This window comes from Micromonospora sp. NPDC049240 (assembly GCF_040647835.1).
In the GTDB taxonomy this organism is placed as follows: domain Bacteria; phylum Actinomycetota; class Actinomycetes; order Mycobacteriales; family Micromonosporaceae; genus Micromonospora.
In genome coordinates, this window is record NZ_JBEZCX010000001.1 from 108,486 (window position 1) to 134,510 (window position 26,025).

The window sequence follows — 26,025 nt, forward strand, 5'->3', positions numbered from 1 at the left end:
GTGGCGTGTCCCGGTGCGACGAGGCGTGCCGCGCCGCGGCGCGGGCACCGGACCGGCGGGTGCCGGAGCGCGGGGAGGGGTCAGCCGGTGAGGCCGGTGTCGGCGAGGATCGGGCCGGCCAGCAGCAGCGCGCCGGCGACCAGCGCGCCGACGCTGACCAGCAGGAACACGGCCACCCAGAACAGCGGCGGGAACGGCGTGAGCCGAGCGAGCTGGTCGGCGTCCGACTCCGGCATCCGGCCCCGGCTGCGTTGGCGTCGCAGCTCGAACACCGGGCGTACGCCGCCGAACAGCAGGAACCAGACCGAGGTCCAGGCGAACGCGGCCTGGACCTGGGGCGGGGTGTACCAGGACACGGCGAGCACCAGACCGCCGGTGACCAGCAGCGACAGCGCGCCGAACAGGTTGCGGATCAGCACCAGCATGGCCAGCAGCAGCGCCACCGCGACCCAGAGCAGCAGCGTGATCCGGTTGCCGGCCAGCAGCCACGCACCGGCCAGGCCGAGCAGCGAGGGGGCGACGTAGCCGGCGAGCAGCGTGAGGATCATGCCCGGTCCGGAGGGCCGGCCGGCGGAGAGCGTCAGCCCGGACGTGTCCGAGTGCAGCCGGATGCCGTGCAGCCGCCGGCCGGTGAGCAGCGCCACCAACGCGTGGCCGCCCTCGTGGGCGATGGTCACCGCGTTGCGGGCGATCCGCCACGGCAACCGGGTGGCGACCACCGCGAGCGCGACCACGGCGGTGAGCACCACCAGCAGCGGGGGCGGGTCCGGCTGGGCGCTCAGCAGCGTGTCCCAGAGCGTGGTGAGACCGTCGATCAGGGGCATGGGCGGGGAGCCTACCGGCCGGAGTCGTGTCGATCGACCGGCCCGGCCTCGTAGAGTGTGAGACTGATCGGACGAGGCACCGGAACGGAGGTGAGGTTCGTGAGCGCAGCTCCGTGGGAGCCGCCGAGGTCACACATTGGTCTGTGGACCGAGACCGACTACCTCGCGTTGGACCACGGCCTCGACCGCATCGAGCTGCTCGACGGGAGCCTGATCGTGACCCCTGCCCCGAGCAAGAGGCACCAGTTGGTGTCCTGGAACCTGGTGGACAGCCTGCGCCGGGCTGCCCGCCCGCTCGGATTGTTGGTGTTCGAGGCGGTGAACCTACGGCTCGGCGTCAATCGCATGGTCATCCCCGACGTGGTCGTCGCCGACACGGACGACGAAGGCACCGTGGTCGAGGCCGGCGAGGTCAGGCTGGTGTGTGAAGTCGTCTCGCCCGGCAACGCCGCCGCCGACCGGCTGGTCAAGATGCAGCTCTACGCGATCGCCCGCATTCCGTGGTACCTGCTGGTCGAGCAGGACGGTGACAGCCACTCGCTGCGGCTGCACCGGCTCGACGGGGAGCACTATGTCGAGGACGCGGTGGCGAAGGCCGGCGAGACACTGACGGTCACCGAGCCGTTTCGCTGGGCGATTGACCCGAGCGTGCTCCGCTGACCTGAACTCGCGCGCCACCAGGGACGACGATACTCGTCGATGAAAATTTCCTTGCTTCCTATTGCGATGCAGGGCAGTTATCTCCAAAGATGGGCGTCAATCAGTTGACGTCCTCTGGAGGCAAACCATGGCCCGTACCAGACTCTCCGTACGCCGGCTCCTCGCCGCCGGCCTGGCCGTCGCCGCCACCGCGGCCGCGGCCCTCGTGGCGACCGCCGGACCGGCCGCCGCGGCGACCACGCCCGGCATCGACGTCTCCCGCTACCAGGGCACCATCAACTGGACCAGCGTGCGGAACTCGGGCATCCAGTTCGCCTTCATCAAGGCCACCGAGGGCACCAGCTACAAGGACCCGAACTTCAACACGAACTACGTGAACGCCTACAACGCCGGCGTGATCCGCGGGGCGTACCACTTCGCCCGGCCGAACATCTCCGCCGGCTCCACCCAGGCCGGCTACCTGGCCAGCAACGGTGGCGCCTGGTCCGCCGACAGCCGGACGCTGCCCGCCGCGCTGGACATCGAGGCCAACCCGTACAGCGGCGGCTACTGCTACGGCCTGAGCACCACCGGCATGCGCAACTGGATCCAGGACTTCCTCAACACCTACCGCTCCCGCACCGGCCGGTACGCGGTCATCTACACCACCACGAGCTGGTGGAACCAGTGCACCGGTAGCTGGACCGGGCCGTGGGCCAACCACCCGCTGTGGCTCGCCCGCTGGGCCAGCTCGGCCGGCACGCTGCCGGCCGGCGCCCCGGTCTGGAGCTTCTGGCAGTACACCAGCACCGGAAGCGTCTCCGGCATCAGCGGCAACGTCGACCGCAACTACTGGAACGGCGACCGCACCCGGCTGATCGCGCTGGCCAACAACACCTGACGGACGTGCACGGAGCGGGACCGCCCCGAACCGGGGCGGTCCCGCTGTCGTCGTACCGTCTGATCGAAGCTCAGGCCCGGCGGCGCGAGGCGACCGGCACGGGCACCGCGGCAGGCCGACGGGTCCAGCGCCACGCCGCGACCCCGGCGACGGTAAGGGTGAGCACCCCGAGGACCGCGACCGGCGCGGACAGGCCGGCGGTGATCAGGAGCAGGACGGCGTCGCCGAGCGCGACCAGCATCCACAGTGCCAGCCGGGGGCCGGTGTCCCTGCGTCGGTAACCCATGTCGCACCTCCTTCGTCGTCGGGGCATTCATACCCCCGACTACGGAAAGTCATGCGAACAAGTTTCGCGGGCGCGGGAATCGCCGGGTCAGTTCTTCCGGTCCGGCACGAAACCCTTGGTGATCACGTCGAAGGCGGCCAGGTTGGCCTGCCAGTCCTTCGCCGGAACCTCCCAGCGCAGCGCGTAGCCCCGGTTGCTGGCCGTGGCCACGCCCCGGTTACGCACGTGGAAACGGGTGCCGTTGTCGCGCGTCTCCAGCCAGTCCCAGTCGGCGCAGGTGCGGTAGTAGCCCTTGCACGGGACGATGTCGACAAGCTCGTAGTTGTTGACCCGCGAACGCCGGTACGGCTCCTGCTCACGCCAGTCGGCGAGCGCGTCCTTCTCCGGCCGGTCCGTCCACTGCATGAACAGCACCCGGCGGGCGCCGCCCACCTCGTAGAGCACGACCTGGTTGTTGCCGGGCCGGGCCTGCCAGCCGTTCGGGATCGGCACCTTGAAGCCGTTCGAGCCGGTGTAGTAGCGCCAGCCGGCCGGCAGCACGAACCCGGTCGGCGACGGGCTGGCCGACGGGCTCGGGCTGGTCGACGGGCTGGCCGACGGCGCGCTCGCACTCGGTGAGGCGCTGGCGCTCGGCGCGGGCGGGACCGCCGACGCCACCGAGGAACCGGTGGTCGGTCGGCCGCCGTCACCCCCGTCGTCGTCGCCGTTGTTCAACAGCGGCACGGCCACCGCCAGGCCGACCAGCAGCACCAGAACCAGCGCGCCGAGCAGCAGGTTGCGCCGGTTCGGCGCCGCCTTGACGCCCGGCAACACGGTCGCCCGACCGGTCGACGACACCGGGCCACCCGCCGCCGGGCTGACCGGCGCGGATCCGCCCGGAGCCGGGCTGACCGGCGCCGGGGCCGGACGTTGCGCGGGCGCGGCGGCGACCGGCTCACCGTCGAGCCGGGTCTCGTCGAGCGCCGGGTCGGCGTCGTCCACCCGGGTCTCGTCGACCGGCGGATCGGCGTCGAGCTTCGTCGTCGGATCGGCGACCGGCGGCGGCACCTTCGCGGTCGGTCCGGCGTCCGAGGTGGACGCCGGCACCTTCGCGGTCGGCTCGGCGACCGCCCCACTCGCGGCGGCGGCCACCCCGGACGCCGAGGTGGAAGCGCGTTCGACCTGGTCGTCGGCGGGGCGCGGCGCGGGCACCAGCGGGGGTCGCGGCGCGCGCGGACCGTTCGGCCCCGGCCGGCGTACGCCGTCCAGCAGCGAGATGCCCTTGGCCCGTCGGCCGCCGACCTTGCGCAGCATGCGCTCCGCCACCTCGGCGGTGATCCGCTCGTCCGGATCCTTGCGCAGCAGGCCCTGGAGCACCGGCTTGAGCGGCCCGGCGTTGCGCGGCGGCGGCATCGGCTCGGTGGCGAGCGCGGCCAGCGTGGCGATCGCCGACGGGCGAGCGTACGGCGACTTGCCCTCGACTGCGGCGTAGAGCGTGGCGCCCAGCGACCACAGGTCGGCCTCCGGACCGGCGGTGCCGTCCCGCGCCCGCTCCGGGGAGATGTACGCCGGGGAGCCGAGCACCATGCCGGTGCGGGTCACGTTCGGGTCGCCCGGAATGGTGGCCAGGCCGAAGTCGGTGAGCACCACCCGACCGTCCTCGCCGAGCAGCACGTTGCCCGGCTTCACGTCGCGGTGCATGATGCCGGCCTTGTGCGCGGCCTTCAACGCGCCCAGCACGCCGAGACCGATCTCGACCGCCTTGGCCACCGAGACCGGGCCGTCCTCGGCGATCGTGTCCTGCAACGACTTCGAGGCGACGTACTCCATGACGATCCACGGGTCGCCGTCGGTGCGCAGCACGTCGAAGATGCGGACCACGTTGACGTTGTTGAGCCGGGCGATCGCGCGCGCCTCACGCAGCGAGCGTTCCCGCATCTCACGACGCTCGTCCGGGGTGAGACCCGGCGGCGGGACCAGTTCCTTGATGGCGACGTCGCGGTGCAGCACCTCGTCCCGCGCCTTCCAGACGCGGCCCATGCCGCCCTGACCGAGCGGCGTGATGAGCCGGTATCGGTCAGCGACGAGTTGGGGAAGCGCGTTCGACATCGCAGAAACGGTACCCGGCCGGTCCGACGCGCACACCGCCGGCACGCCACTCTACGACGAAGGTCGAGTTCGCGACGCGTACCCTTGGGTCATGTCTGCTGAAGAGCCGATGTTCCGGGTCGTCCGCGGCGTGCCCACCGCCGAGGAACTGGCCGCCCTGGTCGGCGCGGTCATGGTGCGCACCCGCCCGGTCACGGCCCCCGCGCCGGCCGCCGTCTCGCACTGGACGCGCAGCGCCCGTCCGGCCGGCGCGACGCCGGTCGCCGGCCCCGGCGCGTGGCGCAGCTCCGGCCTTCCCCGCTGAAACCTTCCCCGCGTACGCGAGCGGTGCCGGGACTGCCAGGATCAGTGTGGAGCTACTAACCTCACTCTGGGAAACCGTTCGGTGACGGGCAGGGAGGTCCGATGATCCCGGAGGACAACCAGCCAGCCGGCTGGCTGCGCGGCTACGGCGGCATCGAGGCCGATATCCGACAGATGCGCGAGTTCGCCGACCGGCTACAGGACGAGGTCACGCGCAACTACTCGCCCCACCTCTCCTACATCGCCGACGACATGAAGGCCCCGGTGCCCAACCCGGCCGATGCCTTCATCGAGCTGGTGCAGTTCCTCCAGGCCCACCACGAGACGCAGAAGGCCGCGGTCAGCGCCGTGTGGGACCTGGCACCCGCCACCGGCCGGCTCGCCGAGGCCGCCGGCCGGATCGCCGCCCGCTACGACGACTCCGACGCCTTCTCCTCCGCCCGGGTCGCCGACGTCGAACGGGCGCTCACCGGCCCCACCACCGCCGCCGGGGCGCGCCCCACCCCGCCACTCACCGACCCCACCGGCCCCGATCAGGGGCGGGTGGTCCTGCCGTGATCGAACGGGGCGGCGGTCGCACCTCCGGGCTCACCGACTGGCGACTGATGGACGTGCTCGGCATGTGGGCGTGCCTCCAGGACCAGGACACCGCCGGTCAGTGGAAACAGGTCGCCGGCTGGCGCAAGGTGTGCGACCTGGCGCTGGCCCACCTCGGCCGGCTCCGGGAATACCGGCGCGGTCTCGCCGAGGCGTGGCCACCCGAGACCAACGCCGCCGCCCAGGCGTACGTCGGCGAACTCGACCAGCTCATCGACCGGGTGCAGCGCACCCACGACGCCGCCGCCGCGAACTACGACGCGCTCGCCGCCGCCGCGCGCGCCATCGGCAGCGCCCGCAGCGAACTTCGACCGCTGTACGACGAGTTCGCCACCAAACTGCGACAGAAGCAGGCGTACGAGGCGACGATCGCCGACCCGAAGGCGGTTGCCGGAAGCCGACTGCCGGAGCGGCCCCCGGTGACCGACGACGACCTGGAGCAGTTGAACGTACGGGCACGCGGGTTGATGACGGGGTTGAGCGGAGAACTCCAACTGGCCCAGGTCATGCTGCGCCAACCTCCACCGAGACCGGTTCCGAAGGTAGATGAGATTTCAGCAGGAGTCGATAGCCCTGCGCCTATGATCCCCCCAGTCATCCCTGTCCCGCTATCCAGCACTCCCGAAAGTAAGCCAAAAACATCCCGAACAACTATCCGCCAAATATCAACCGCGCCGACGCCCGGAGTAGGTCCGATTCTTGGCGGGGCAGGGAATGCTCTTAAGCCGACACCACCAGGGCCGGCCTTACCAGCGACTCCAACAACCATCCCAGGCGTAACACCAGCAGTTGGTTCCAGCCCGGCCCTCCCCGCAACACCAATTCCACCAACCCCGCCACTGACACCCAAGCCTGCTCGAAACGGCGAGCCAGCTCGCAGAGCGTCTGGAGCGAGTTCCCCTCCCTCGCTCACTCCTCCACGCCCCACGCCCGTCGGAGGACTGATAGGTGGGCTGCCGCCCGGGATTTCGGGGCAACATCTTGGCGGAGGCGCTACGCGCAGAGTCAATCCCGTTGGTGGGGTGATCGGGGGCGGAGCGGCCGGAACAGCTCCCACTGGTGGAGCAGGTTCGCGACCAGGTGTCGGGAGGGTTCAGCCGGGCAGCCTGCCGGGAATCCACCCGCTCGGCGGCAGTCCCACCTCAGCAAATTCGATTCCCTTCAGCAACTCCGGTCGAGGTTCCAAGCGACCAGAGAAGGAAACCGGCCAATGGGATGCCGACAACCCGTGGCGGACAACCCAGGGAGTCGATCCCATCGTTCAAGCACCTGAGGAGGAAGGGCCTATAGACCCAGGTCCGGCAATTGGCTTTCCCAGATGAGAGTTATAACATTTTGCAGCAAAATTATCACGTTATCATTTCTCGCACTAGCAAGTTACACTTTTGTCCCGCCAACCGAAACAGCCGCCGCGGGCGAAGCATCTCAGTGGCACCTCAGATACTTGAATGCAGCCGAAGCTCGCGCCTTAAGCCAAGGCGAAGGCGTAGTTGTTGCGGTTCCTGACAGCGGAGTTCAGCCCCATCCAGACTTGTCAGATAATTTACTCCCGGGATCCGATGTAATACCTGGCGGGTCGGGAGATGGCCGTAGCGACGAGGACGGCCATGGCACTGGGATGGCTGGGTTAATTGCCGCCCATGGCAGCAAGGCAGGCGGCGCTTCAGGCATCGCCCCTAAAGCCAAGATTCTGCCAATATACTCGTCGCCAGCCCACCGAGATGGAACTTCAGAAGCCTTAGCTAGGGGGATCGAGTACGCCATATCAAATCATGCACAGGTGATCAGCATATCGGCTACTGGCGCACCAGACCCTCAATTGCAACGAGCTGTCAGAAGCGCCATCCGGGCAGACATCGTTGTTATTGCTGCGGCCGGCAATAACAACAATTCCTCGCTCGTTGGCTATCCAGCAAGCGAGACAGATGTTGTCGCGGTCGGCGGAATTGATCGAAGCGGAAACCATGCCGCCATCTCGGTCGCCGGCCCGGAGATCGACGTGGTCGCGCCGGCTGTGGACATCTACAGCACCGGGCTGAACGGGGGTTACCGAGTTGGCAGCGGCACCTCGGATGCCACCGCGATTGTTGCCGGCGCTGCTGCTCTGATCCGCTCCAAATATCCCCACCTCCCCGCCGAGGAGGTCGCGCACCGCCTTACCGCGACCGCTGTCGACAAGGGGCCGCCCGGTCGCGATGACCAGTACGGGTACGGGGTGATCGACCTGGTCGCGGCACTCACCGCCGACGTACCCCCGCTCGGTTTCGAGTCCACCGGGGTGACCGCCCCGGCACCGACGGCAGCCGCGCCCGGGGCCGGCCGTGACGACGGCACGGTCCGGGGCCTCGCGACCCTCGGGGTGCTGCTGGCCGCTGGCGGCGGCTATCTGGTCTGGCGGCGTCGTCGACGTGCCGACGACCCACCACCGAGGGAGAGCCGGTAGCGTCGGCGGGGTGTCGACCTCCGCGCCGCTGCGCCTCGTACTCGCCTCGCAGAGTCCTGCCCGCCGCAAGCTGCTCCAGGCCGCCGGGATCGAGCCCGATGTGCTGGTCAGCGGCGTCGACGAGTCGCAGGTGGTCAGTGACCGGGCTGAGGAGTTGTGCCTCGAACTGGCCCGGTTGAAGGCGCAGGCCGTGCTCGGCCGGCTGCGTTCCGTCCCGGGCGAGCGCACGCTGGTGCTCGGCTGTGACTCGGTGCTCGCGTTCGACGGCGAGATCCTCGGCAAGCCGGCGGACGCGGCCGACGCCACCCGGCGGTGGCAGCGGATGCGCGGGCGCAGCGGCGTGCTGCACACCGGGCACTGTCTGATCGACGTGGCGGCCGGGGCCCGCGCGGAGGCGGTCGCCTCGACCACGGTGCACTTCGCCGACATCAGCGACGAGGAGATCGTGGCGTACGTGGCGACGGGCGAGCCGCTGGCGGTGGCCGGGGCGTTCACCATCGACGGGCTGGGCGGCGCGTTCCTGACCGGCATCGAGGGTGATCCGGGCACGGTGGTGGGGCTGTCCCTGCCGCTGTTGCGCCGGCTTCTCGGCGAGTTGGGGCTGAGCGTCGTCGACCTGTGGACGAAGGTCGCGCCAGGCGGCCAGGAGATCGAACATCTCGGCTAACGTCCGGGCATGAGCACGAAGCCGTTGCCGCTGACCACGGAGCTGTACGCCTACCTGGTGGCCCACGGGTCCGCGCCCGACGAGATCGCCCGGGACCTGGCCGAGGAGACCCGGGCGGCCCTGCCGGCCGAGGCGGGCATGCGGGTCGCGCCGGAGCACGTGGCGGTCCTGACGTTCCTGGCCCGGCTGGTCGGCGTGCGGCAGGCCGTGGCGGTGGGCGCCTGCACCTGGTTGCCCGCGCTGGCGATCGCCCGTGGGTTGGCCGACGGCGGCCGATTGGCCTGCTTCGACACCTTCGAGGGGGACACCGGGATGGCCCGCCGCCACTGGGCGCGGGCCGGCGTCGAGGAGCGGATCGACCTGCTTACCGGGCCGGTCGCGGACCGGCTGCGTGAGCTGCCCCGGGAGCGGTACCTCGACTTCGCGTTCCTCGGCGCGGACGCGGCCGAAAACGCGGTCCACTGGGACGAGCTGGTGCCCCGGATGTGTCCCGGCGGGGTGATCACGGTCGACCGCACGCTCCGCGCCGGCCGGGTGCTTGCTCCGCGTGACGCGGACGACCGGGCGGTCGCCGCCTTCAACGACGAGGTCGTCGCGGACGCCCGCGTCGAGGTGGTCATGCTGCCGATCGCCGACGGGGTAACCCTCGCCCGGGTGCGCTGAGCGGGGGCAGGGCGCGGCCCAGGCGGACGGTCAGCAGCACGGCCGCCGCGATGAAGCATGGCAGCATCAGGAAGGCCGGGTGCGGTCCGACGCCGTCGGCCACCCAGCCGAGCGCGACCGGCGCGATCCCGAAACCCACCGCCATCGAGTACGACGACCAGCCCGCCGCCCGGTCGGCGGCCGGGCCGGCCACCGCCAGCGCGATGGAGATCGCCAGCGGGTAGTGCAGGGCGTTGCCCAAGCCGAGCACGATCAGGCCGGTGACCGCCAGCCAGCCGATCGGGCTGGCCCAGAACAGCGCGAACCCGGCGAGCGACACGGTGAACGCGCCGAGCAGCAGCGGCACCGGTGGCCAGCGCAGCGCCGCCCGTCCCCCGGCGACCCGCCCGGCGAACATGCCGCAGACGATCGCCGCGACGGCCGCCGACGCGCCGCCGGCACTCAGCCCGGCGTGGGTACGCAGCACATCGGCGGTCCAGAGCGACAGGCAGACCTCGATCGAGCCGGTGACCGCCATCAACACCCAGGCGATCCAGTACGCGCGCGGCAACCGTCCCGACGCCGCCGGCCCGTCGGCGTCGGCAGCCCGGAGGGAGGCTGGTCGAGCGGGGCGGCGACCCGCGCCGAGCTCGGCCGGCCCTCCAGCGGGAACGACGGCCGGCCCCGTGGCAGGGACGGCCCCAGCGGGGACGACGGTCGGTGCCGCGGCAGGAACGACGGCCGGCCCCGCGGCGGGGACGACGGCCGGCGCCCCGACGGGGACGGCGGCAGCCGCGGTAGCGGGGGCGCGCTTCGGCAGGCGTACCCGGAAGGTCAGGGCGGTGACCGCGACCAGCGTGATCAGCCCGACCTCGACGGCGGTCACGGGTCGCCAGCCGAGGCCGGCGTCGACGGTGGCGCCGATGGTCAGCGGGGCCAGGATGCCCATGCCGGCGCACACGGCGTTGGCCTCGGTGAGCGCGGCCGGGGCGGCCGGGCCGTGCCGGGCGGTGAGTACCACGTTGACGCCGCTGATCACCATCATGCCGAAGGTGGCGACGACCGCGACGGCGGCGATGGTGGCGGGCGGCGGGTGGAGCACGCCGAGCGCGGCGACGCCGGCGGCCACGCCGGCGAGGCCGAGCCAGACGGCCGGGCCGCGGCCGTAGCGGCGGGCGACCGGGGCGAAGAGCGCGCCGCCGGCCAGCGCGCCGACCGCGATGCCGGTGCTGTGCAGGCCGGCCACCGCGGCGCTGGTGCCCTGCTCGTCGCGGAGCAGCGGTACGACGGGGCCGAACCCGTAGAGGAAGAAGCCCCAGAGGCCGAGCTGGGCGTAGGCCAGCCAGGTGGTGCGGTCACGGGTGAGGCGGGGCACCGGCCCGACGCTACGCGCGCGTGACCGGTACCCCGCCAGCAGTGAGAGGCAGCTCTCGCTGCGGTGTGAGAAGGGGCCCCACCTCTACCGGAAGCGTTAACAGGGGGCCCGGCCTTTCACCGGACGCTGCGGGCGAACTGGCGGGCGGCCCAGACGACCCCGGCCACGGCGAGCACGGCGATGATGCTGAGCCCCTGCCAGACCTTGTCGTTGCCCAGGTCGCCGGCGAACAGGGCGCGGGTGCCGTCGACCGCCCAGGAGAACGGGTTCCACTTGGCGACGCCCTGCAACCAGCCGGGGGCGAAGGTGAGCGGCAGCAGGATGCCGGAGAGCAGCAGCACCGGTTGCGCGACGGTGTTCATCAGCGGGGCGAGCGCGTCCTCGCTCTTGACCTTGAGCGCGACGCCGTAGGAGACGGCCGAGGTCATCAACGCGATGAGGGCGAGCATCAGGTACGCCAGGAGCAGGTAGCCGATGAAGACGCGCAGGTCGAACAGGACCGCCAGCAGCGTGATGATGACGGCCTGCGCGATCAGCGAGACCACGTCGCGCAGGGCACGGCCGAGCAGCAGGGCGAGCCGGCTGACCGGGGTGACGCGGGAGCGTTCGATGACGCCGGCGCGCAGCTCGGCGATCAGGCCGAAGCCCTGGAACAGGCCGCCGAAGATGGCCAGCAGGACCAGCAGGCCGGGCACGAAGATCTTGTACGCGGCGGCCTGGGTGGGCGCGTTCAGGGCTGGCTTGAGCAGCGGGGCGAAGAGCAGCAGGTACATCACCGGCTGGAAGACACCGACGAAGACCCAGACCGGGTTGCGGAGCAGCAGTTGGGCCTGGCGCTGGAAGATCAACCAGGTGTCGCGGGCGAGTTTCATGACAGGCTTCTCCGGGGGTCAGGACTCGCGCAGCGAGCGGCCGGTCTTGGTGAGGAAGACGTCGTCGAGGCTGGGTCGGTGCAGCTCGATCGAGCGCAGCTCCAGCCCGGCGTGGTCGAGGCGGCGCAGCACCTGCGGGATGGCGACGGCGCCCTCGTCGACGTAGAGGCGCAGGCCGCCCTCGTCGACGGTCTCCAGCTTGGTCACGTACGCCTCGGTGTCGAGCAGATCGGCGGCCTGCGGGGTGGTGGCGGCGTCCAGTCCGACGATGACCACCTCGCCGGAGATCTCCCGCTTCAGCTCGGCCGGGGTGCCCTCCGCGACGATCTCGCCGTGATCCATGATCGCGATCCGGTCGCAGAGCGCGTCGGCCTCGTCCAGGTAGTGCGTGGTGATGAAGACGGTCATCCCCTCGGTACGCAGCCGGCGGATCTCGTCCCACATGTGGGCACGGCTCTGCGGGTCGAGGCCGGTGGTCGGCTCGTCCAGGAAGACGATCTTCGGTTCGTGGATGATGCCGAGCGCGATCTCGACGCGCCGGCGCTGGCCGCCGGAGTAGGTCTTGCACTTGCGGTCGGCGTACTCGCTGAGTTGGAACGCGTCCAGCGCGCGGGCGGCGCGTCGGTGCGCGTCGGCCTTGGTGATGCCGTACAGGCGGGCCTGGAGCACCAGCTCCTCGCGGGCGCTGGACTCGTCCCAGGTGCTGCCGCCCTGGGGCACGTAGCCGATCCGGCGGCGCACCCCGGACGGGTCCTTGCGCAGGTCGGCGCCGGCGATGGTGGCCTGGCCGCCGTCCGGCTCGATGAGGGTGGCGAGCATCCGCAGCGTGGTGGTCTTGCCGGCGCCGTTGGGCCCGAGGAAGCCGAAGATCTCCCCCTCGGCGACGTCGAGGTTGACGCCGCGGACCGCGTCCACGGTTTTCGTCTCGCGACCCGCGCGGGAGCGGAACGACTTCCGCAGCCCCCTGGTCTCGATCATTTCTGCTCCTGGTCGTCCGGGCCGGGGGCACCCGGCCACCGGTCAGCGGTTCGCGTCGAGGCTAACGCGATATAGCTCTTGTGGTCAACTTTGATTATTTCGTGTCACCGTCCGTCCAGCCGGACCAGCCCTCGGCCCGTTCCATCCCCTCCGGCAGGTACGACACCCCGGACTCGATCCGCTCCGCGATCCGCTCGCACCAGGCCATCTCCGCCTCTGCCCGGGCCAGCCACAGCTCGAACATCCAGCCCACGTGCACCGGCTTGCGGGCCCGTACCCAGTCCGAGTCCAGCGAGGCCCGCATCGACTCCACCCCGGCGCGCAGCAGGTTGGCCCGGTTGCGCAGCGCCGCCGCCGCCTCCTCGCGCGGCAGCGCCGGCAGGAACGAGAACGCCACCGCGAACGGGTCCGGCGACTCGTGGAGCTGCCACCACTGTGCCCGCAACAGCGTCTCGAACTCGTCCTCGCCCTTCGCCGTCACCTCGTACGTGGTGCGGGCCGGACGCGCGCCCACCTGCTCGACCGAGACGGTCCGCAGCAGCCCCTCGTCGGTGAGCTTGCGCAACGCGTGGTAGATCGACCCGGGCTGTACGTTGGCCCATTTGTCCGCACTCCAACTGAGCAGTTCGCGGCGCACGTCGTAGCCGTGCACCGGCTGCATCCACCTGACCAGGCCCAGAATCATCATCCGCGTCGCCGACACCGGACAAGCGTAATAACCAAGTTTGACTACAGTGCGGCATCCCACACTGAGCGATCGTTAGGGCCGGCACCTCGGCCGATACACTCCCGGCATCGACCTCCCGGGAGGAGCCCCCAAGGTGCGCAAGGTTCTCATCGCCAACCGCGGCGAGATCGCCGTCCGCGTCATCCGCGCCTGCCGTGACGCCGGTCTGGCCAGCGTCGCCGTCTACGCGGACTCCGACCGGGACGCCCTGCACGCCACGCTCGCCGACGAGGCGTACGCCCTCGGGGGCGACACCGCCGCGGACAGCTACCTGCGCATCGACAAGCTGATCGACGTGGCCGCCCGGGCCGGCGCGGACGCGGTGCACCCCGGCTACGGCTTCCTCTCCGAGAACGCCGACTTCGCCCAGGCCGTCCTCGACGCCGGGCTGACCTGGATCGGCCCCACCCCGCAGGCGATCCGCGACCTGGGTGACAAGGTGACCGCCCGGCACATCGCGCAGCGCGCCGGCGCGCCGCTGGTGCCCGGCACGCCGGACCCGGTGGCCGGCGCCGACGAGGTGACCGCGTTCGCCACCGAGCACGGCCTGCCGGTCGCGATCAAGGCGGCGTTCGGCGGCGGCGGCCGGGGCCTCAAGGTGGCCCGCACGCTGGAGGAGATCCCGCACCTGTTCGAGTCCGCCACCCGCGAGGCGGTCGCCGCGTTCGGCCGGGGCGAGTGCTTCGTCGAGCGCTACCTGGACCAGCCCCGCCACGTCGAGGCGCAGGTGCTCGCCGACCAGCACGGCAACGTGATCGTCGTCGGCACCCGGGACTGCTCCCTCCAGCGCCGGCACCAGAAGCTGGTCGAGGAGGCGCCCGCGCCGTTCCTCACCGACGCGCAGCGCGCCCAGATCCACGACAGCGCCAAGGCGATCTGCCGGGAGGCCGGCTACCACGGCGCCGGCACGGTGGAATACCTGGTCGGCGGGGACGGCACCATCTCCTTCCTGGAGGTCAACACCCGGCTCCAGGTCGAGCACCCGGTGACCGAGGAGACCGCCGGCATCGACCTGGTGCGTGAGCAGTTCCGCATCGCCGACGGCGAGAAGCTGCGCCTCACCGAGGACCCGACGCCGCGCGGGCACGCCATCGAGTTCCGCATCAACGGCGAGGACCCGGGCCGCAACTTCCTGCCCGCGCCGGGCACCGTGACCGCGCTGCGGCTGCCCAGCGGCCCCGGCGTGCGGGTGGACACCGGCATCTCGGCCGGCGACGTGATCGGCGGCAACTTCGACTCGCTGCTGGCCAAGGTGATCATCGTCGGCGAGACGCGTACCGAGGCACTGGAGCGGGCCCGCCGGGCGCTCGACGAGATGGTCGTCGACGGCATGGCCACCGCGCTGCCGTTCCACCGCCTGGTGGTCCGGGACGAGGCGTTCACCAGCGAGCCGTTCACCGTGCACACCCGGTGGATCGAGACCGAGTTCGACAACACCGTGCCGGCCTTCACCGCTGTCGCCGGCGCCGCCGAGGCTCCGGCCGAGCGCGAGACCGTCGTGGTCGAGGTGGGCGGCAAGCGGCTGGAGGTCGTCCTCCCCGCCGGCCTCGGCGCGGGTACGGCGACCGCCGCGCCCGCCGCCCGCAAGCCGGCCCGCCGTGGTGGCGGCGGCAAGGCGGGCGCCGCGGTCGGCGGGGACACGCTCGCCTCTCCGATGCAGGGCACCATCGTCAAGATTGCCGTCGCGGACGGCGACACGGTCGCCGAGGGTGACCTCGTCGTCGTGCTGGAGGCGATGAAGATGGAGCAGCCGCTGCACGCGCACAAGGCCGGCACGGTGAGCGGCCTCGCGGCCGAGGTGGGCGCCGTGATCACCGCGGGCGCCCCCATCTGCACCATCGAGGGTTAAGGAAGGGCACCTTCCTAACGCCTGCGGTGGAGAAGGGGGCCCTTCTCACCGCGCGGGGCCGGGTGGTCTGGGCCACCACCGGCGGCGGGACGCCCCGGGAGCGGGAATGATGTTCGGGTGAGGTTCCTCCATGGCGCGGTTCCCGCGCACGATCTGACCTACAACGACGTCTTCATGGCGCCCAACCGTTCGGAGGTGGGCTCCCGGCTCGACGTCGAACTGTCCTCCGGCGACGGCACCGGCACCACCGTCCCGCTCGTGGTGTCGAACATGACCGCGGTGGCCGGCCGGCGGATGGCCGAGACCGTCGCCCGGCGGGGTGCGGTCGCGGTGATCCCGCAGGACATCCCGATCGAGGTCGTCGCCAACGTGGTCGGCTGGGTCAAGCAGCGGCACCTGGTGCACGACACGGCGATCACGCTCGGCCCGACCGACACCGTGGGCGACGCCATCCACCTGCTGCCCAAGCGCGCGCACGGCGCGGTGGTCGTGGTCGACACCGACGGCCGACCGGTGGGCGTGGTGACCGAGGCGGACACCGTGGGGGTGGACCGCTTCGCCCAGCTCCGGCACGTGATGTCCACCGAGCTGCACACCGTGCCGGCGGACGCGGACCCGCGTACCGGATTCGAACGGCTCTCGGCGGGCCGGCGGCGGCTCGCGCCGGTGGTGGACGCCGAGGGCCGCCTGGTCGGCGTGCTGACCCGGGCGGGCGCGCTGCGGGCGACGCTGTACCGGCCGGCGGTCGACGACCGGGGCCGGCTGCGCATCGCGGCGGCGGTGGGCATCAACGGCGACGTCACCGGCAAGGCCGCAGCGCTGCTGGAGGCCGGGGTGGACACGCTTGTCGTGGATACCGCGCACGGCCACCAGGAGCGGATGATGCAGGCGCTGCGGGCGGTCCGCAAGCTCGACCCGGCCGTCCCGGTGGCGGCCGGCAACGTGGTCACCGCCGACGGGGTACGCGACCTGGTCGAGGCCGGCGCCGACATCGTGAAGGTGGGCGTCGGGCCGGGCGCGATGTGCACCACCCGGATGATGACCGGGGTGGGCCGACCGCAGTTCTCCGCGGTGCTCGACTGCGCGGCGGCGGCCCGTGCGCTGGGGCGGCACGTCTGGGCCGACGGCGGCGTCCGTCACCCGCGCGACGTGGCGCTGGCGCTGGCCGCCGGCGCCTCGAACGTGATGGTCGGTTCCTGGTTCGCCGGCACCTACGAGTCCCCCGGCGACCTCTACACCGACGCGGACGGCCGGCGGTACAAGGAGAGCTTCGGCATGGCCTCGTCCCGGGCGGTGAGCGCGCGGACCGCCGAGGACAGCATGTTCGACCGGGCCCGGAAGGCGATCTTCGAGGAGGGCATCTCCTCGGCCCGGATGTACCTCGACCCGAACCGGCCGGGCGTCGAGGACCTGATCGACGAGATCGTCTCCGGGGTACGCAGCGCGTTCACCTACGCCGGCGCTCGGACGCTCGACGAGTTCCACGAGCGGGCGCTGGTCGGGGTGCAGAGCACCGCCGGCTACACCGAGGGGATGCCGCTGCCGACGAGCTGGTGACGGCTCAGCGGAACAGCCGGCCGACCACCGTACGGGCGGCCGGCTCGGGGTCGGCGCCGACCCGGTCGGGCAGGGCGCCGGCCAGCCACAGCTCGGCGAAGCCGTGCGCGATCGACCAGGCGGCCAGCGCGTCCACGTCCGGCTCCCGGCCGGTGTGCCGGGACACCCCGCCGCGCAGCAGCTCCCCGGTCCGCTGCCGGGCCGCCAGCAGGTCCGGGTCGTCGGCCCGGTAGAGGTCCGGACGGAACATCACCTCGAAGTGCGCGCGGTGTCGGACCGCGAAGACGACGTACGCGACGCCGCTCTCCCGGAAGTCGTCGCCCGCACCCCGCAGCGCATCGCCGAGCAGGTCGAAGCCCTGCGTGGCGAGCGCGGTGAGCAGTCCCGCCTTGTCACCGAAGTGGTGCGTGGGCGCCGCGTGCGAGACGCCGGCCCGGCGGGCGAGATCGCGCAGGCTCAGCGCGGCCGGGCCGGATTCGGTGATCGCCTCGACCGCGGCGGCGAGCAGCGCGCGGCGCAGGTCCCCGTGGTGGTAGGCGCGGGAGGACGTCATGCCCCCACCATAACTTGTCATTGACAAGATGCCGACGGTGGCGGCAATCTTGTCGCTGACAAGATTGCTCGTCGGAGGGATCACCAGTGGCACCCCTGATCGCACTTCTCGCCGGCACCGCCACGGCCCGGATCGCCGGCCTGCTCGGCGTGGACGCGCTCGACGGCTGGCATCCCGCGCTGCGGGTCGGGCTGGCGCTGATGTTCCTGCTGACCGGCGCGGCCCACTTCGCGTCCCGCCGGGCGGACCTGATCGCCATGGTGCCGCCGGCGCTGCCCCGGCCCGGCCTGCTGGTCACGCTCACCGGCGTGCTGGAGCTCGTCGGCGCGCTCGCCCTGCTCGTGCCGGCCACCGCACGCGGGGCGGCGGCCGGCCTGGCGCTGCTGATGCTGGCCATGTTCCCGGCCAACGTCTCGGCCGCCCGCCGCCGGCTGACGCTCGGCGGACGGCCGGTCACCCCGCTCGCCGCCCGCACGGCGCTCCAGGTCGTGTTCGTGGCCGCCGCGCTGGCGATCGCGCTGGGCGGCTGACCGCCCGGGCCCGCGTTCGGCTCAGACCCGGGCCGGTTCCGCCCCGGTCGACGGGGCGTCCCCGGTGGCGTCGGCGCGGACGCTCGGCAGGCGCAGGCAGGCGAGCAGGCCGACCAGCAGGAACCCGGCCGCCGTGAAGGCCGCGTACCGGGTGGCGTCGGAGAAGGCCGCCTTCGCCTCCTCGGCCACCGGCGCGGTACGCGGATCCGCCGCCAGGCCGCCGATCGCCGCGCCGGCGCTCTCCTTCACCGCGGTCACCACCTGGTCCCGGCCGGCCGGGTCGAGGCCGGGCTGGTCGGCCAGCCGGTCGCCGAGCAGCCCGCCCAGGCCGGCGAAGAGCACGGTGCCGAGCACCGCGATGCCGAGCGCCGACCCGACCTGCCGGGCAGTGCTCTGCAACCCGGAGCCCTGCCCGCTGCGCCGGACCGGCACCTCGGCCAGCGAGACGCCGGTGAGTTGCGCGGTGGCCAGGCCGACGCCGACGCCGTAGACGAAGAGGAACGCCACCGGGGCCCACCAGCGGGTGTCCGGCGCGACCACGAGGCCGAGCCCGGCGACGCCGACCAGCTCGGCGGCGACGCCGAGCTGGACCACCCGGGCCGCGCCCCAGCGCTGGGTCAGTGGCGCGCCGATGCCGCTGGCCAGGAAGCTGCCGACGGCGAGCGGCAGCAGCGCCAGGCCGGTCCGGAAGGCGCTGTAGCCGAGCACGTTCTGGAACCACAGCGGCAGCGCGAAGAGCAGGCCGAACTCGCCCAGGCTCACGATCGCGGCAGCCAGGATGCCGTTGCGGAAGGACCCGATGCCGAACAACGACAGGTCGAGCAGCGCGGGTCGGCCGGCCCGGTTGCGGCGGATCTGCTGGGCCAGGAAGACGCCGAGCGCGGCCAGCCCGGCGAGCGCGGCCACCGGCACCGGCGAGATCGAGGCGGTCCAGTCCAGGCCGAACAGGGTGAACGGGCGCTCCCGCTCCCACCAGCCGTAGGTGCGACCCTCGATGAGCGCGAACACCACGCCGGTCATGCCGACCACGGAGAGCAGCGCGCCGAGCAGGTCGACGCCGCGTTCGGCGCGGTCGTCGCGGGACTCCGCGACCAGCAGCAGGGTGCCCACGATCACGGCGAGGCTGACCGGGACGTTGATGCCGAACGCCCACCGCCAGGAGTACGTGGTGGTGAGCCAGCCGCCGAGCAACGGCCCGAGCGCCGCCGCGCCGCCGATGGTGGAGCCCCAGACCGCGAACGCGATGCCCCGTTCCCGGCCGGTGAAGTTGGCGTTGAGCAGGGAGAGCGAGGTGGGCAGCATCATCGCGCCACCGATGCCCTGGAGCACCCGGGCGGCGATCAGCGTCTCGCCGGAGTCGGCGAACGCGGCCAGCACGCTGGCCACCACGAACACGCCGACCCCGATGACGAACATCCGCCGCCGCCCGGACCGGTCGGCGAAGCGGCCGGCGACCAGCAGCAACGACGCGAAGACCAGGGTGTACGCCTCCTGGACCCACTGCGCGTCGGTGGAGGTGATGTCCAGGTCCCGGATGATCTGCGGCACCGCGACGTTCACGATGGTGGCGTCCACGATGATCATCGCCACGCCGAGGCTGATGGCGAGCAGTCCCAGCCAGCGTCCGCGCCCCTCGGTGCGCATGGCACCCCTCCCCTTTAGCTAGATTTTCTAGCTACCCGAGATGCTAGCTTTAACCCATGGAGGGGGTGCCGTCAACCGGGGAGACCGGACCGGCCGGGCGCACCGGCCCGCCGCCGAGCAGTGAAGCGGCCCGCGCCCTGCGCGAGATGCTGCGGGTCGCCGGGGACACCCGGGCCGCGCTGGCCCGCCGCCTCGGCATCGGCGCGACCGACGCCGCGGCCATCGACCACCTGATCTCCAGCCCCGAGCCGCTGGGCCCGGTCGAGTTGGGCAACCGGCTCGGCATCCGGTCCGCATCGGCCACCACGCTCGTCGACCGACTGGTCCGGGCCGGGCACGTCGCCCGCGCCCCGCACCCGTACGATCGCCGGCGGTTGAGCCTCCAGGTGACCGAACACGCGGTCGGCGAGGTGCTGGAGGCGCTGCGCCCGATGCTGGTCGGCGTGGACCGGGCGGTCGCCCGGCTCACCCCGGAGCAGGCCGAGGCCACCGCGGCGTTCCTGCGCGAGGTCGCGGGCGTGATGCGCGACTACGTCGCCACCGCGCCGGACGAGCCGGGGCCGGCCCGGCCGCCCCGTGACGGACGCGACTGAGGCAATTCTCAGTAATTAGTTTGGGGCCTGATGATTCGGGCGCTAATCTGGCGGCCGTGAACATGGGACCGCTCGTCCGCTTCCCCGACGCGTTGCAGCACGCGCCGCTCGGCCGGCTCATCTCCATCGCCGGCCACGTCGTCGAGCAGCACTGGGGGCGCTACCTGGCCGAGCACCACGGCCTCACCTCCGCCGGCATGCGCGTGCTGATGATCCTGCTGCGCTCCGGCGAGGCCACCCACCGGGAGATGGCCGAGCTGTGCTTCGTCCGACCGGCGACGCTCACCGGCATCGTCGACACGCTGGAGCGGGACGGCTTCGTCAGCCGGCAACGCGGTCCCGAGGACCGGCGGACCGTCCGGCTCACGCTCACCGACAAGGGGCACGAGCACGCCCGCGCCATCATCGACATGATCCACAGCGACCGCCCACTGACGTCGGTCGACGCCGACCCGGCCAAGCGCGCGATCATCCGCGAATTCCTGACCGAAATCATCACCGGCATGTCCGACGGGGACCTCCGTCGGTTGAACCGGGACAGCGAGTCCGACAGCGAGTCCGACACCGAGTCGCCAACGGGGAGACATCCGTGCTGATCCGCCTGCTCCAGACGCACCTACGCCCGTACCGACGACCACTGGCCGCCGTGGTGGCGCTCCAGTTCGTCGGCACCATGGCCTCGCTCTACCTACCCAGCCTGAACGCCGACATCATCGACCGGGGCGTGGCGCGCGGCGACACCGACCAGATCCTGCGTACCGGCGGGTGGATGTTGGTGGTCAGCCTGCTCCAGATCGCCTGCTCGATCGCCGCCGTCTACCTCGGCGCCCGCACCGCGATGGGCTTCGGGCGGGACGTCCGCGGCGCCATCTTCGGCCACGTCAACCGCTTCTCCGCCCGTGAGGTCGCCCGGTTCGGCGCGCCGTCGCTGATCACCCGCAACACCAACGACGTCCAGCAGGTGCAGATGCTGGTGCTGCTGAGCTGCACCATGCTGGTGGCGGCACCGATCATGAGCGTCGGCGGCGTGGTGATGGCGCTGCGCGAGGACGTCGGGCTCTCCTGGCTGATGCTGGTCTGCGTGCCGGTGCTGGCCGTCGCGCTGGGCCTGATCATCCGCCGGATGGTGCCCGGCTTCCGGCTCATGCAGACCCGGATCGACACCGTCAACCGGGTGCTGCGCGAGCAGATCACCGGCATCCGGGTGGTCCGGGCCTTCGTCCGCGAGCCGTACGAGACCGACCGCTTCGCGGTGGCCAACACCGAACTGACCGCGACCGCGCTGCGCATCGGCCGACTCCAGGCGCTGATCTTCCCGATCGTGATGCTGGTGCTCAACGTGTCCAGCGTCGCGGTGCTCTGGTTCGGCGCGGCCCGGGTCGACTCCGGTGAGATCCAGGTCGGCGCGCTCACCGCGTTCCTGCAATACCTCATGCAGATCCTGATGGCGGTCATGATGGCCACCTTCATGCTGATGATGGTGCCGCGCGCCGCGGTCTGCGCCGAACGCATCCAGGAGGTGCTGGACACCGACTCATCGGTGGTGCCGGCGACCGACCCGGTCACCGAGGTCACCGGCCACGGCGAGCTGGAACTGCGCGGCGCCGGCTTCCAGTACCCGGGCGCCACCGCGCCGGTGCTGCACGACATCTCGTTCCGGGCCCGGCCGGGCCGGACCACGGCGATCATCGGGTCCACCGGCGCCGGCAAGACCACACTGCTGACGCTGATCCCCCGGCTGGTCGACCCCACCGCCGGCGCGGTGCTCGTCGACGGCGTGGACGTCCGCGAGCTGGCCCCGGACGAGCTGTGGCGCCGGATCGGGCTGGTGCCGCAACGGCCGTACCTGTTCAGCGGCACGGTGGCGAGCAACCTGCGCTACGGCAACCCGGCGGCCACCGACGCCGACCTGTGGACGGCGCTGGAGATCGCCCAGGCGCGCGACTTCGTCGAAGACATGCCGGGCGGGCTGGACGCGCCGATCGCGCAGGGCGGCACGAACGTCTCCGGCGGTCAGCGGCAACGCCTGGCCATCGCCCGCGCGCTGGTCCGCAAACCGGAGATCTACCTCTTCGACGACTCCTTCTCCGCGCTCGACCTCGGCACGGACGCCCGGCTGCGGGCCGCGCTCAAGCCGGTCACCGCGGACGCCGCGGTGGTGATCGTGGCCCAGCGGGTCTCCACGATCGTCGACGCCGACCAGATCATCGTGCTCGAGGACGGGGGTGTCGTCGGCATGGGACGACACGAGGAACTGCTGGAGAACTGCCCGACGTACGCCGAGATCGTGGCGTCCCAGCAGACCGCGGGGGTGCCGGCATGAGCGAACGCACCGAACGCACCGAGCGCACCGAACGCACCGAACGCAGCGAGGGCCGTGAGGGCCGTGAGGGCATGAGCGCGGAGAAGAGCACGACCGCCCTACCCCAGCAGCAGGGGGGCGAGCCGAAGCGGCTGCCGGCGGCCGGGCGGCGGCCCGGCGGCCCGCCGCACATGAGCATGGGCATGCCGGCCGAGAAGGCGATGCGGTTCGGCCCGTCCGCGCGCCGGCTGCTGGGGCGGCTCCGGCCGCACCGGCTCCCGCTCGCCGGGGTGCTGGCCCTGGCGCTGGCCAGCGTCGGGCTCAGCGTGGTCGGGCCGAAGGTGCTCGGCCACGCCACCGACATCATCTTCAACGGGGTGATCGGCCGGCAACTGCCACCCGGCACCAGCACCGAGGCGGCGGTGGCCGCGGCCCGGGCCTCGGGCAACGGCAACTTCGCCGACATGCTGGCCCGGATGGACGTGGTGCCCGGCGCCGGCATCGACTTTCCCCGGCTGGGCCGGGTGCTGGCGTTCGCGGTCGCGCTCTACGTGGTCGCCAGCCTCCTGATGTGGGCGCAGGGCTGGGTGCTCAACGGGGTGGTGCAGCGCACCGTGCTGCGGCTGCGCGCCGACGTGGAGGACAAGCTCAACCGGCTGCCGCTGCCCTACTTCGACAAGCAGCCGCGTGGCGAGCTGCTGAGCCGGGTCACCAACGACATCGACAACATCTCGCAGACGCTCCAGCAGACGCTGAGCCAGTTGCTCACCTCGCTGCTCACCGTTGTCGGCGTACTCGGGATGATGTTCTGGATCTCGCCGCTGCTGGCGTCGGTGGCCCTGGTCGCGATCCCGCTGTCGGTGATCGTCACCGGCCAGATCGCCAAGCGGTCGCAGCGCAAGTTCATCGCCCAGTGGACCCACACCGGTGAGCTGAACGCCCAGATCGAGGAGGCGTACACCGGGCACGAGCTGGTCAAGGTGTTCGGTCGGCAGAAGGAGGTCGAGGCCGCCTTCCGGACCAAGAACGACGAGCTGTTCGCCGCCAGCTTCGGCGCGCAGTTCGTCTCCGGGATCATCATGCCGGCGATGTTCTTCATCGGGAACCTCAGCTACGTCGCGATCGCGGTGGTCGGCGGCCTGCGGGTGGCCTCCGGCGCGATGAGCCTCGGCGACGTGCAGGCGTTCATCCAGTACTCGCGGCAGTTCACCCAGCCGCTCACCCAGGTCGCGTCGATGGCCAACCTGCTCCAGTCCGGGGTGGCCTCGGCCGAGCGGGTCTTCGCGGTGCTGGACGCCGACGAGCAGACCCGCGACCCGGGCGAGCCGGGCCGGGTCGCCGACCCGCACGGCCGGGTCGAGTTCGAGCACGTCTCGTTCCGGTACGACCCGGAGAAGCCGCTGATCGACGACCTCTCCCTGGTCGCCGAGCCGGGGCACACGGTCGCCATCGTCGGTCCCACCGGCGCCGGCAAGACCACCCTGGTCAACCTGGTGATGCGCTTCTACGAGCTGGACGCCGGGCGGATCACGCTGGACGGGGTGGACATCAGCACCATGCGCCGCGACGACCTGCGTGGCCGGATCGGCATGGTGCTCCAGGACACCTGGCTCTTCGGCGGCACCATCCGGGACAACATCGCCTACGGGCGGCCGGACGCCACCGAGGAGAAGATCCTGGCCGCGGCCCGGGCCACGTTCGTGGACCGGTTCGTGCGCAGCCTGCCGGACGGCTACGACACCGTGATCGACGAGGAGGGCAGCAACGTCAGCGCCGGCGAGAAGCAGCTCATCACCATCGCGCGGGCGTTCCTGGCCGAGCCGTCGCTGCTGATCCTGGACGAGGCGACCAGCTCGGTGGACACCCGTACCGAGGTGCTGCTCCAACGCGCCATGGCGGCGCTGCGTTCCGACCGGACCAGTTTCGTCATCGCGCACCGGCTGTCCACCATCCGCGACGCCGACCTGATCCTGATGATGGAGCAGGGCCGGATCGTCGAGCAGGGCACCCACGACCAGCTCGTGGCCGCCGACGGCGCGTACGCCCGGCTCTACCGGGCGCAGTTCACCGGCGCGGTCATCTCCGACGAGGTGCCCGCGCCGGCGCCCGCCGGCCCGGCGGCCGGGATGCGTCCGGCCGGCGCGCCGGCCGGGAACTGACAGTGGACCCGGCGACAGCCCGGACACCGCGCGCCGCCCGGGTGACAGCCCGTCACCCGGGCGGCGCGGCCGGGTCAGGCCGGCGGGAGCAGGCCGGCGGACCGGCTCGCCACCACGGCGCCGATGAGGGCCAACGCGTCCGCGGCCGGCATCGGGGCCAACCCGCGCCCGTCGCGCAGGCGCAGCGACACCGCGCCGTCGGCCGCCTCCCGGGCGCCGAGCACCCCGACGTACGGGACGCGCCGGCGGGACGCGTCCCGGATACGCGCGCCGAGCGAGCCACCGGCGTCGACCTCGACCCGCAGGCCGGCCGCCTCCGCCTCCCGGGCCAGCCGACCGGCCGCGTCGGCCTGCGCGTCGTCGACCGGGAGCAGGAGCAACTGCACCGGGGCGTACCAGGCCGGGAACGCGCCCTGGTGCACCTCGATCAGGTACGCGAACAGCCGCTCCATGCTGCCGACGAGGCTCCGGTGCACCATCACCGGCCGCTTCCGCCGCCCGTCCGAGTCGGTGTACGACAGGTCGAACCGCTCCGGCTTGTCGAAGTCGAGCTGCACGGTGGAGATGGTCGACTCCCGGCCGGCCGCGTCCACGATCTGGATGTCGATCTTCGGACCGTAGAACGCCGCCTCACCGGGGGCCTCGACGGCGTCCACCCCGTCGAGCGCGGCGCGGAGCAGCTCCTCGGCCCGCGCCCAGCCGGCGTCGTCGCCGACGTACCGTTGCCCCGGCCCGCGCAGCGACAGGCGGAACCCGGCCGGCCGGACGCCGAGCGCGGCGTGCGCCTCGCCGATCAGCCGCAGGATCTCCCGGATCTCGTCGCCGACCTGCTCCAGCGCGCAGAAGTTGTGCGCGTCGTTGAGCGAGATGGCGCGCACCCGGGACAGCCCGCCGAGCACGCCGGAGCGCTCCGCGCGGTACATTCCGCCCAGCTCGGCGACGCGCAGCGGCAGCTCCCGGTAGGACCGGCCGCGGGCGCGGAACACCAGCGCGTGGTGCGGGCAGAGCGCCGGGCGCAGCACGAACTCGTCGTCGGCGCTCAGCCGCATCGGCGGGAACATGTCGTCGGCGAACCAGCCCAGGTGCCCGGACCGTTCGAACAGCTCCCGCCGGCCCAGGGGCGGCGAGTAGACGTGCCGGTAGCCGGCCCGGCGTTCCAGCTCCCGCACGTACTCCTCGACGGCGTGCCGGGCGGCGGCGCCGGCCGGCAGCCAGATCGGCAGGCCGGCGCCCGCGAGCGGGTCGGTGACGAACAGTTCCAGGTCCCGGCCGAGCCTACGGTGGTCGATCATGTCGCTCTCCTTGATCGGGTACGACCCGGAGGCGAGCTGGCCCGGAACGCCGCGAGGCCCCGGAGCGGATCGCCCCGGGGCCTCGTCGACGGAAACGTCAGTGCGGCGCGCCGGGAACTCCCGGCGTCGTGGTCCTCACCGCGCTGCGCATGCGATGACCGTACGGCTGGCCGACCGGACGGCGCGACCGCTTTTCCGGGCCGC

The 26,025-nt window shown here is 72.1% G+C and carries 25 protein-coding genes; 14 read left to right on the forward strand and 11 right to left on the reverse strand.

Annotated features, from left to right (window positions below; translation table 11 throughout):
- Positions 1 to 80: 80 nt before the first annotated feature.
- Positions 81 to 824, reverse strand: coding sequence for a M50 family metallopeptidase (locus AB0B02_RS00495; RefSeq protein WP_281942867.1), 744 nt, complete (start codon positions 822 to 824; stop codon positions 81 to 83).
- A 99-nt stretch (positions 825 to 923) separates the two neighbouring features.
- Between AB0B02_RS00495 and AB0B02_RS00500 the strand changes: the two genes are divergently transcribed.
- Together AB0B02_RS00500 and AB0B02_RS00505 are read left to right on the forward strand one after the other, a co-directional pair.
- Entirely contained in the window at positions 924 to 1,484 is a 561-nt protein-coding gene (locus tag AB0B02_RS00500; protein WP_281942869.1) for a Uma2 family endonuclease, read from the forward strand.
- A 127-nt stretch (positions 1,485 to 1,611) separates the two neighbouring features.
- Complete coding sequence (locus tag AB0B02_RS00505) at positions 1,612 to 2,364, forward strand: GH25 family lysozyme (RefSeq protein WP_357291918.1); 753 nt, start codon at positions 1,612 to 1,614, stop codon at positions 2,362 to 2,364.
- 70 nt (positions 2,365 to 2,434) lie between these two features.
- Here the strand turns inward: AB0B02_RS00505 and AB0B02_RS00510 are convergent, their stop codons facing one another.
- Positions 2,435 to 2,650 (reverse strand): hypothetical protein, encoded by a 216-nt coding sequence (locus AB0B02_RS00510; protein WP_107157229.1) that lies wholly within the window; start codon positions 2,648 to 2,650, stop codon positions 2,435 to 2,437.
- 87 nt (positions 2,651 to 2,737) lie between these two features.
- Complete coding sequence (locus AB0B02_RS00515) at positions 2,738 to 4,738, reverse strand: serine/threonine-protein kinase (RefSeq protein ID WP_357291921.1); 2,001 nt, start codon at positions 4,736 to 4,738, stop codon at positions 2,738 to 2,740.
- Positions 4,739 to 4,829: 91 nt separating this feature from the next.
- Between AB0B02_RS00515 and AB0B02_RS00520 the strand changes: the two genes are divergently transcribed.
- Together AB0B02_RS00520 and AB0B02_RS00525 are read left to right on the forward strand one after the other, a co-directional pair.
- Positions 4,830 to 5,042 (forward strand): acyl-CoA carboxylase subunit epsilon, encoded by a 213-nt coding sequence (locus AB0B02_RS00520; protein ID WP_357291925.1) that lies wholly within the window; start codon positions 4,830 to 4,832, stop codon positions 5,040 to 5,042.
- 101 nt (positions 5,043 to 5,143) lie between these two features.
- Positions 5,144 to 5,599, forward strand: coding sequence for a hypothetical protein (locus tag AB0B02_RS00525; protein WP_357291929.1), 456 nt, complete (start codon positions 5,144 to 5,146; stop codon positions 5,597 to 5,599).
- Here the strand turns inward: AB0B02_RS00525 and AB0B02_RS00530 are convergent.
- Entirely contained in the window at positions 5,575 to 6,156 is a 582-nt protein-coding gene (locus AB0B02_RS00530; RefSeq protein ID WP_357291944.1) for a hypothetical protein, read from the reverse strand. The two genes, AB0B02_RS00525 and AB0B02_RS00530, sit on opposite strands and share 25 nt — an antisense overlap.
- 926 nt (positions 6,157 to 7,082) lie before the next feature.
- Here AB0B02_RS00530 and AB0B02_RS00535 point away from each other — a divergent pair.
- Genes AB0B02_RS00535 through AB0B02_RS00545 form a run of 3 tightly spaced genes read left to right on the forward strand, consistent with a single transcriptional unit; the run spans position 7,083 to position 9,411 of the window.
- Complete coding sequence (locus tag AB0B02_RS00535; protein ID WP_357291956.1) at positions 7,083 to 8,081, forward strand: S8 family serine peptidase; 999 nt, start codon at positions 7,083 to 7,085, stop codon at positions 8,079 to 8,081.
- 10 nt (positions 8,082 to 8,091) lie between these two features.
- On the forward strand, positions 8,092 to 8,748 hold the full coding sequence (locus tag AB0B02_RS00540) for a Maf family protein (protein ID WP_357291960.1): 657 nt from the start codon (positions 8,092 to 8,094) through the stop codon (positions 8,746 to 8,748).
- Positions 8,749 to 8,757: 9 nt separating this feature from the next.
- Complete coding sequence (locus AB0B02_RS00545; RefSeq protein WP_357291964.1) at positions 8,758 to 9,411, forward strand: class I SAM-dependent methyltransferase; 654 nt, start codon at positions 8,758 to 8,760, stop codon at positions 9,409 to 9,411.
- Here the strand turns inward: AB0B02_RS00545 and AB0B02_RS00550 are convergent.
- The 4 genes from AB0B02_RS00550 to AB0B02_RS00565 form a co-directional block, all read right to left on the reverse strand.
- Entirely contained in the window at positions 9,365 to 10,765 is a 1,401-nt protein-coding gene (locus AB0B02_RS00550) for an MFS transporter (protein ID WP_357291972.1), read from the reverse strand. The genes AB0B02_RS00545 and AB0B02_RS00550 overlap by 47 nt on opposite strands.
- A gap of 116 nt (positions 10,766 to 10,881) precedes the next feature.
- Positions 10,882 to 11,637, reverse strand: coding sequence for an ABC transporter permease (locus AB0B02_RS00555; protein ID WP_107157220.1), 756 nt, complete (start codon positions 11,635 to 11,637; stop codon positions 10,882 to 10,884).
- 18 nt (positions 11,638 to 11,655) lie between these two features.
- Positions 11,656 to 12,615: an ATP-binding cassette domain-containing protein gene (locus tag AB0B02_RS00560; protein ID WP_357291984.1), complete on the reverse strand. Its 960-nt coding sequence runs from the start codon at positions 12,613 to 12,615 to the stop codon at positions 11,656 to 11,658.
- Between the two features lie 94 nt (positions 12,616 to 12,709).
- Positions 12,710 to 13,303 carry a PadR family transcriptional regulator gene (locus tag AB0B02_RS00565; protein WP_281943785.1) on the reverse strand — a complete coding sequence of 198 codons (594 nt, stop codon included), beginning with the start codon at positions 13,301 to 13,303 and terminating at the stop codon, positions 12,710 to 12,712.
- A gap of 133 nt (positions 13,304 to 13,436) precedes the next feature.
- Here AB0B02_RS00565 and AB0B02_RS00570 point away from each other — a divergent pair, with 133 nt between their 5' ends.
- Positions 13,437 to 15,191 (forward strand): biotin carboxylase N-terminal domain-containing protein, encoded by a 1,755-nt coding sequence (locus AB0B02_RS00570; protein ID WP_281942890.1) that lies wholly within the window; start codon positions 13,437 to 13,439, stop codon positions 15,189 to 15,191.
- Between the two features lie 117 nt (positions 15,192 to 15,308).
- Positions 15,309 to 16,748: a GuaB1 family IMP dehydrogenase-related protein gene (locus AB0B02_RS00575; protein WP_357291998.1), complete on the forward strand. Its 1,440-nt coding sequence runs from the start codon at positions 15,309 to 15,311 to the stop codon at positions 16,746 to 16,748.
- 4 nt (positions 16,749 to 16,752) lie between these two features.
- Here the strand turns inward: AB0B02_RS00575 and AB0B02_RS00580 are convergent, their stop codons facing one another.
- Positions 16,753 to 17,301 (reverse strand): TetR/AcrR family transcriptional regulator, encoded by a 549-nt coding sequence (locus tag AB0B02_RS00580; protein ID WP_281942894.1) that lies wholly within the window; start codon positions 17,299 to 17,301, stop codon positions 16,753 to 16,755.
- 86 nt (positions 17,302 to 17,387) lie between these two features.
- Between AB0B02_RS00580 and AB0B02_RS00585 the strand changes: the two genes are divergently transcribed.
- Positions 17,388 to 17,831, forward strand: a complete 444-nt coding sequence (locus AB0B02_RS00585) for a DoxX family membrane protein (protein WP_281942896.1) — start codon at positions 17,388 to 17,390, stop codon at positions 17,829 to 17,831.
- 21 nt (positions 17,832 to 17,852) lie between these two features.
- Here the strand turns inward: AB0B02_RS00585 and AB0B02_RS00590 are convergent, their stop codons facing one another.
- Positions 17,853 to 19,475, reverse strand: coding sequence for an MFS transporter (locus tag AB0B02_RS00590; protein ID WP_357292067.1), 1,623 nt, complete (start codon positions 19,473 to 19,475; stop codon positions 17,853 to 17,855).
- Positions 19,476 to 19,531: 56 nt separating this feature from the next.
- Here AB0B02_RS00590 and AB0B02_RS00595 point away from each other — a divergent pair, with 56 nt between their 5' ends.
- From AB0B02_RS00595 to AB0B02_RS00610, 4 genes are all read left to right on the forward strand, one after another.
- Positions 19,532 to 20,068: a MarR family transcriptional regulator gene (locus tag AB0B02_RS00595; RefSeq protein ID WP_357292077.1), complete on the forward strand. Its 537-nt coding sequence runs from the start codon at positions 19,532 to 19,534 to the stop codon at positions 20,066 to 20,068.
- Positions 20,069 to 20,130: 62 nt separating this feature from the next.
- Positions 20,131 to 20,664: a MarR family transcriptional regulator gene (locus AB0B02_RS00600; RefSeq protein WP_281943787.1), complete on the forward strand. Its 534-nt coding sequence runs from the start codon at positions 20,131 to 20,133 to the stop codon at positions 20,662 to 20,664.
- Positions 20,658 to 22,391 carry an ABC transporter ATP-binding protein gene (locus AB0B02_RS00605; RefSeq protein WP_357292090.1) on the forward strand — a complete coding sequence of 578 codons (1,734 nt, stop codon included), beginning with the start codon at positions 20,658 to 20,660 and terminating at the stop codon, positions 22,389 to 22,391. The genes AB0B02_RS00600 and AB0B02_RS00605 overlap by 7 nt, the downstream gene beginning before the upstream one ends.
- Before the next feature lie 71 nt (positions 22,392 to 22,462).
- Positions 22,463 to 24,529, forward strand: coding sequence for an ABC transporter ATP-binding protein (locus AB0B02_RS00610; RefSeq protein WP_357295671.1), 2,067 nt, complete (start codon positions 22,463 to 22,465; stop codon positions 24,527 to 24,529).
- A 74-nt stretch (positions 24,530 to 24,603) separates the two neighbouring features.
- Here AB0B02_RS00610 and thrS read toward each other — a convergent pair whose 3' ends face one another.
- Positions 24,604 to 25,836: a threonine--tRNA ligase gene (gene thrS / locus AB0B02_RS00615; RefSeq protein WP_357295680.1), complete on the reverse strand. Its 1,233-nt coding sequence runs from the start codon at positions 25,834 to 25,836 to the stop codon at positions 24,604 to 24,606.
- Between the last annotated feature and the right edge of the window lie 189 nt (positions 25,837 to 26,025).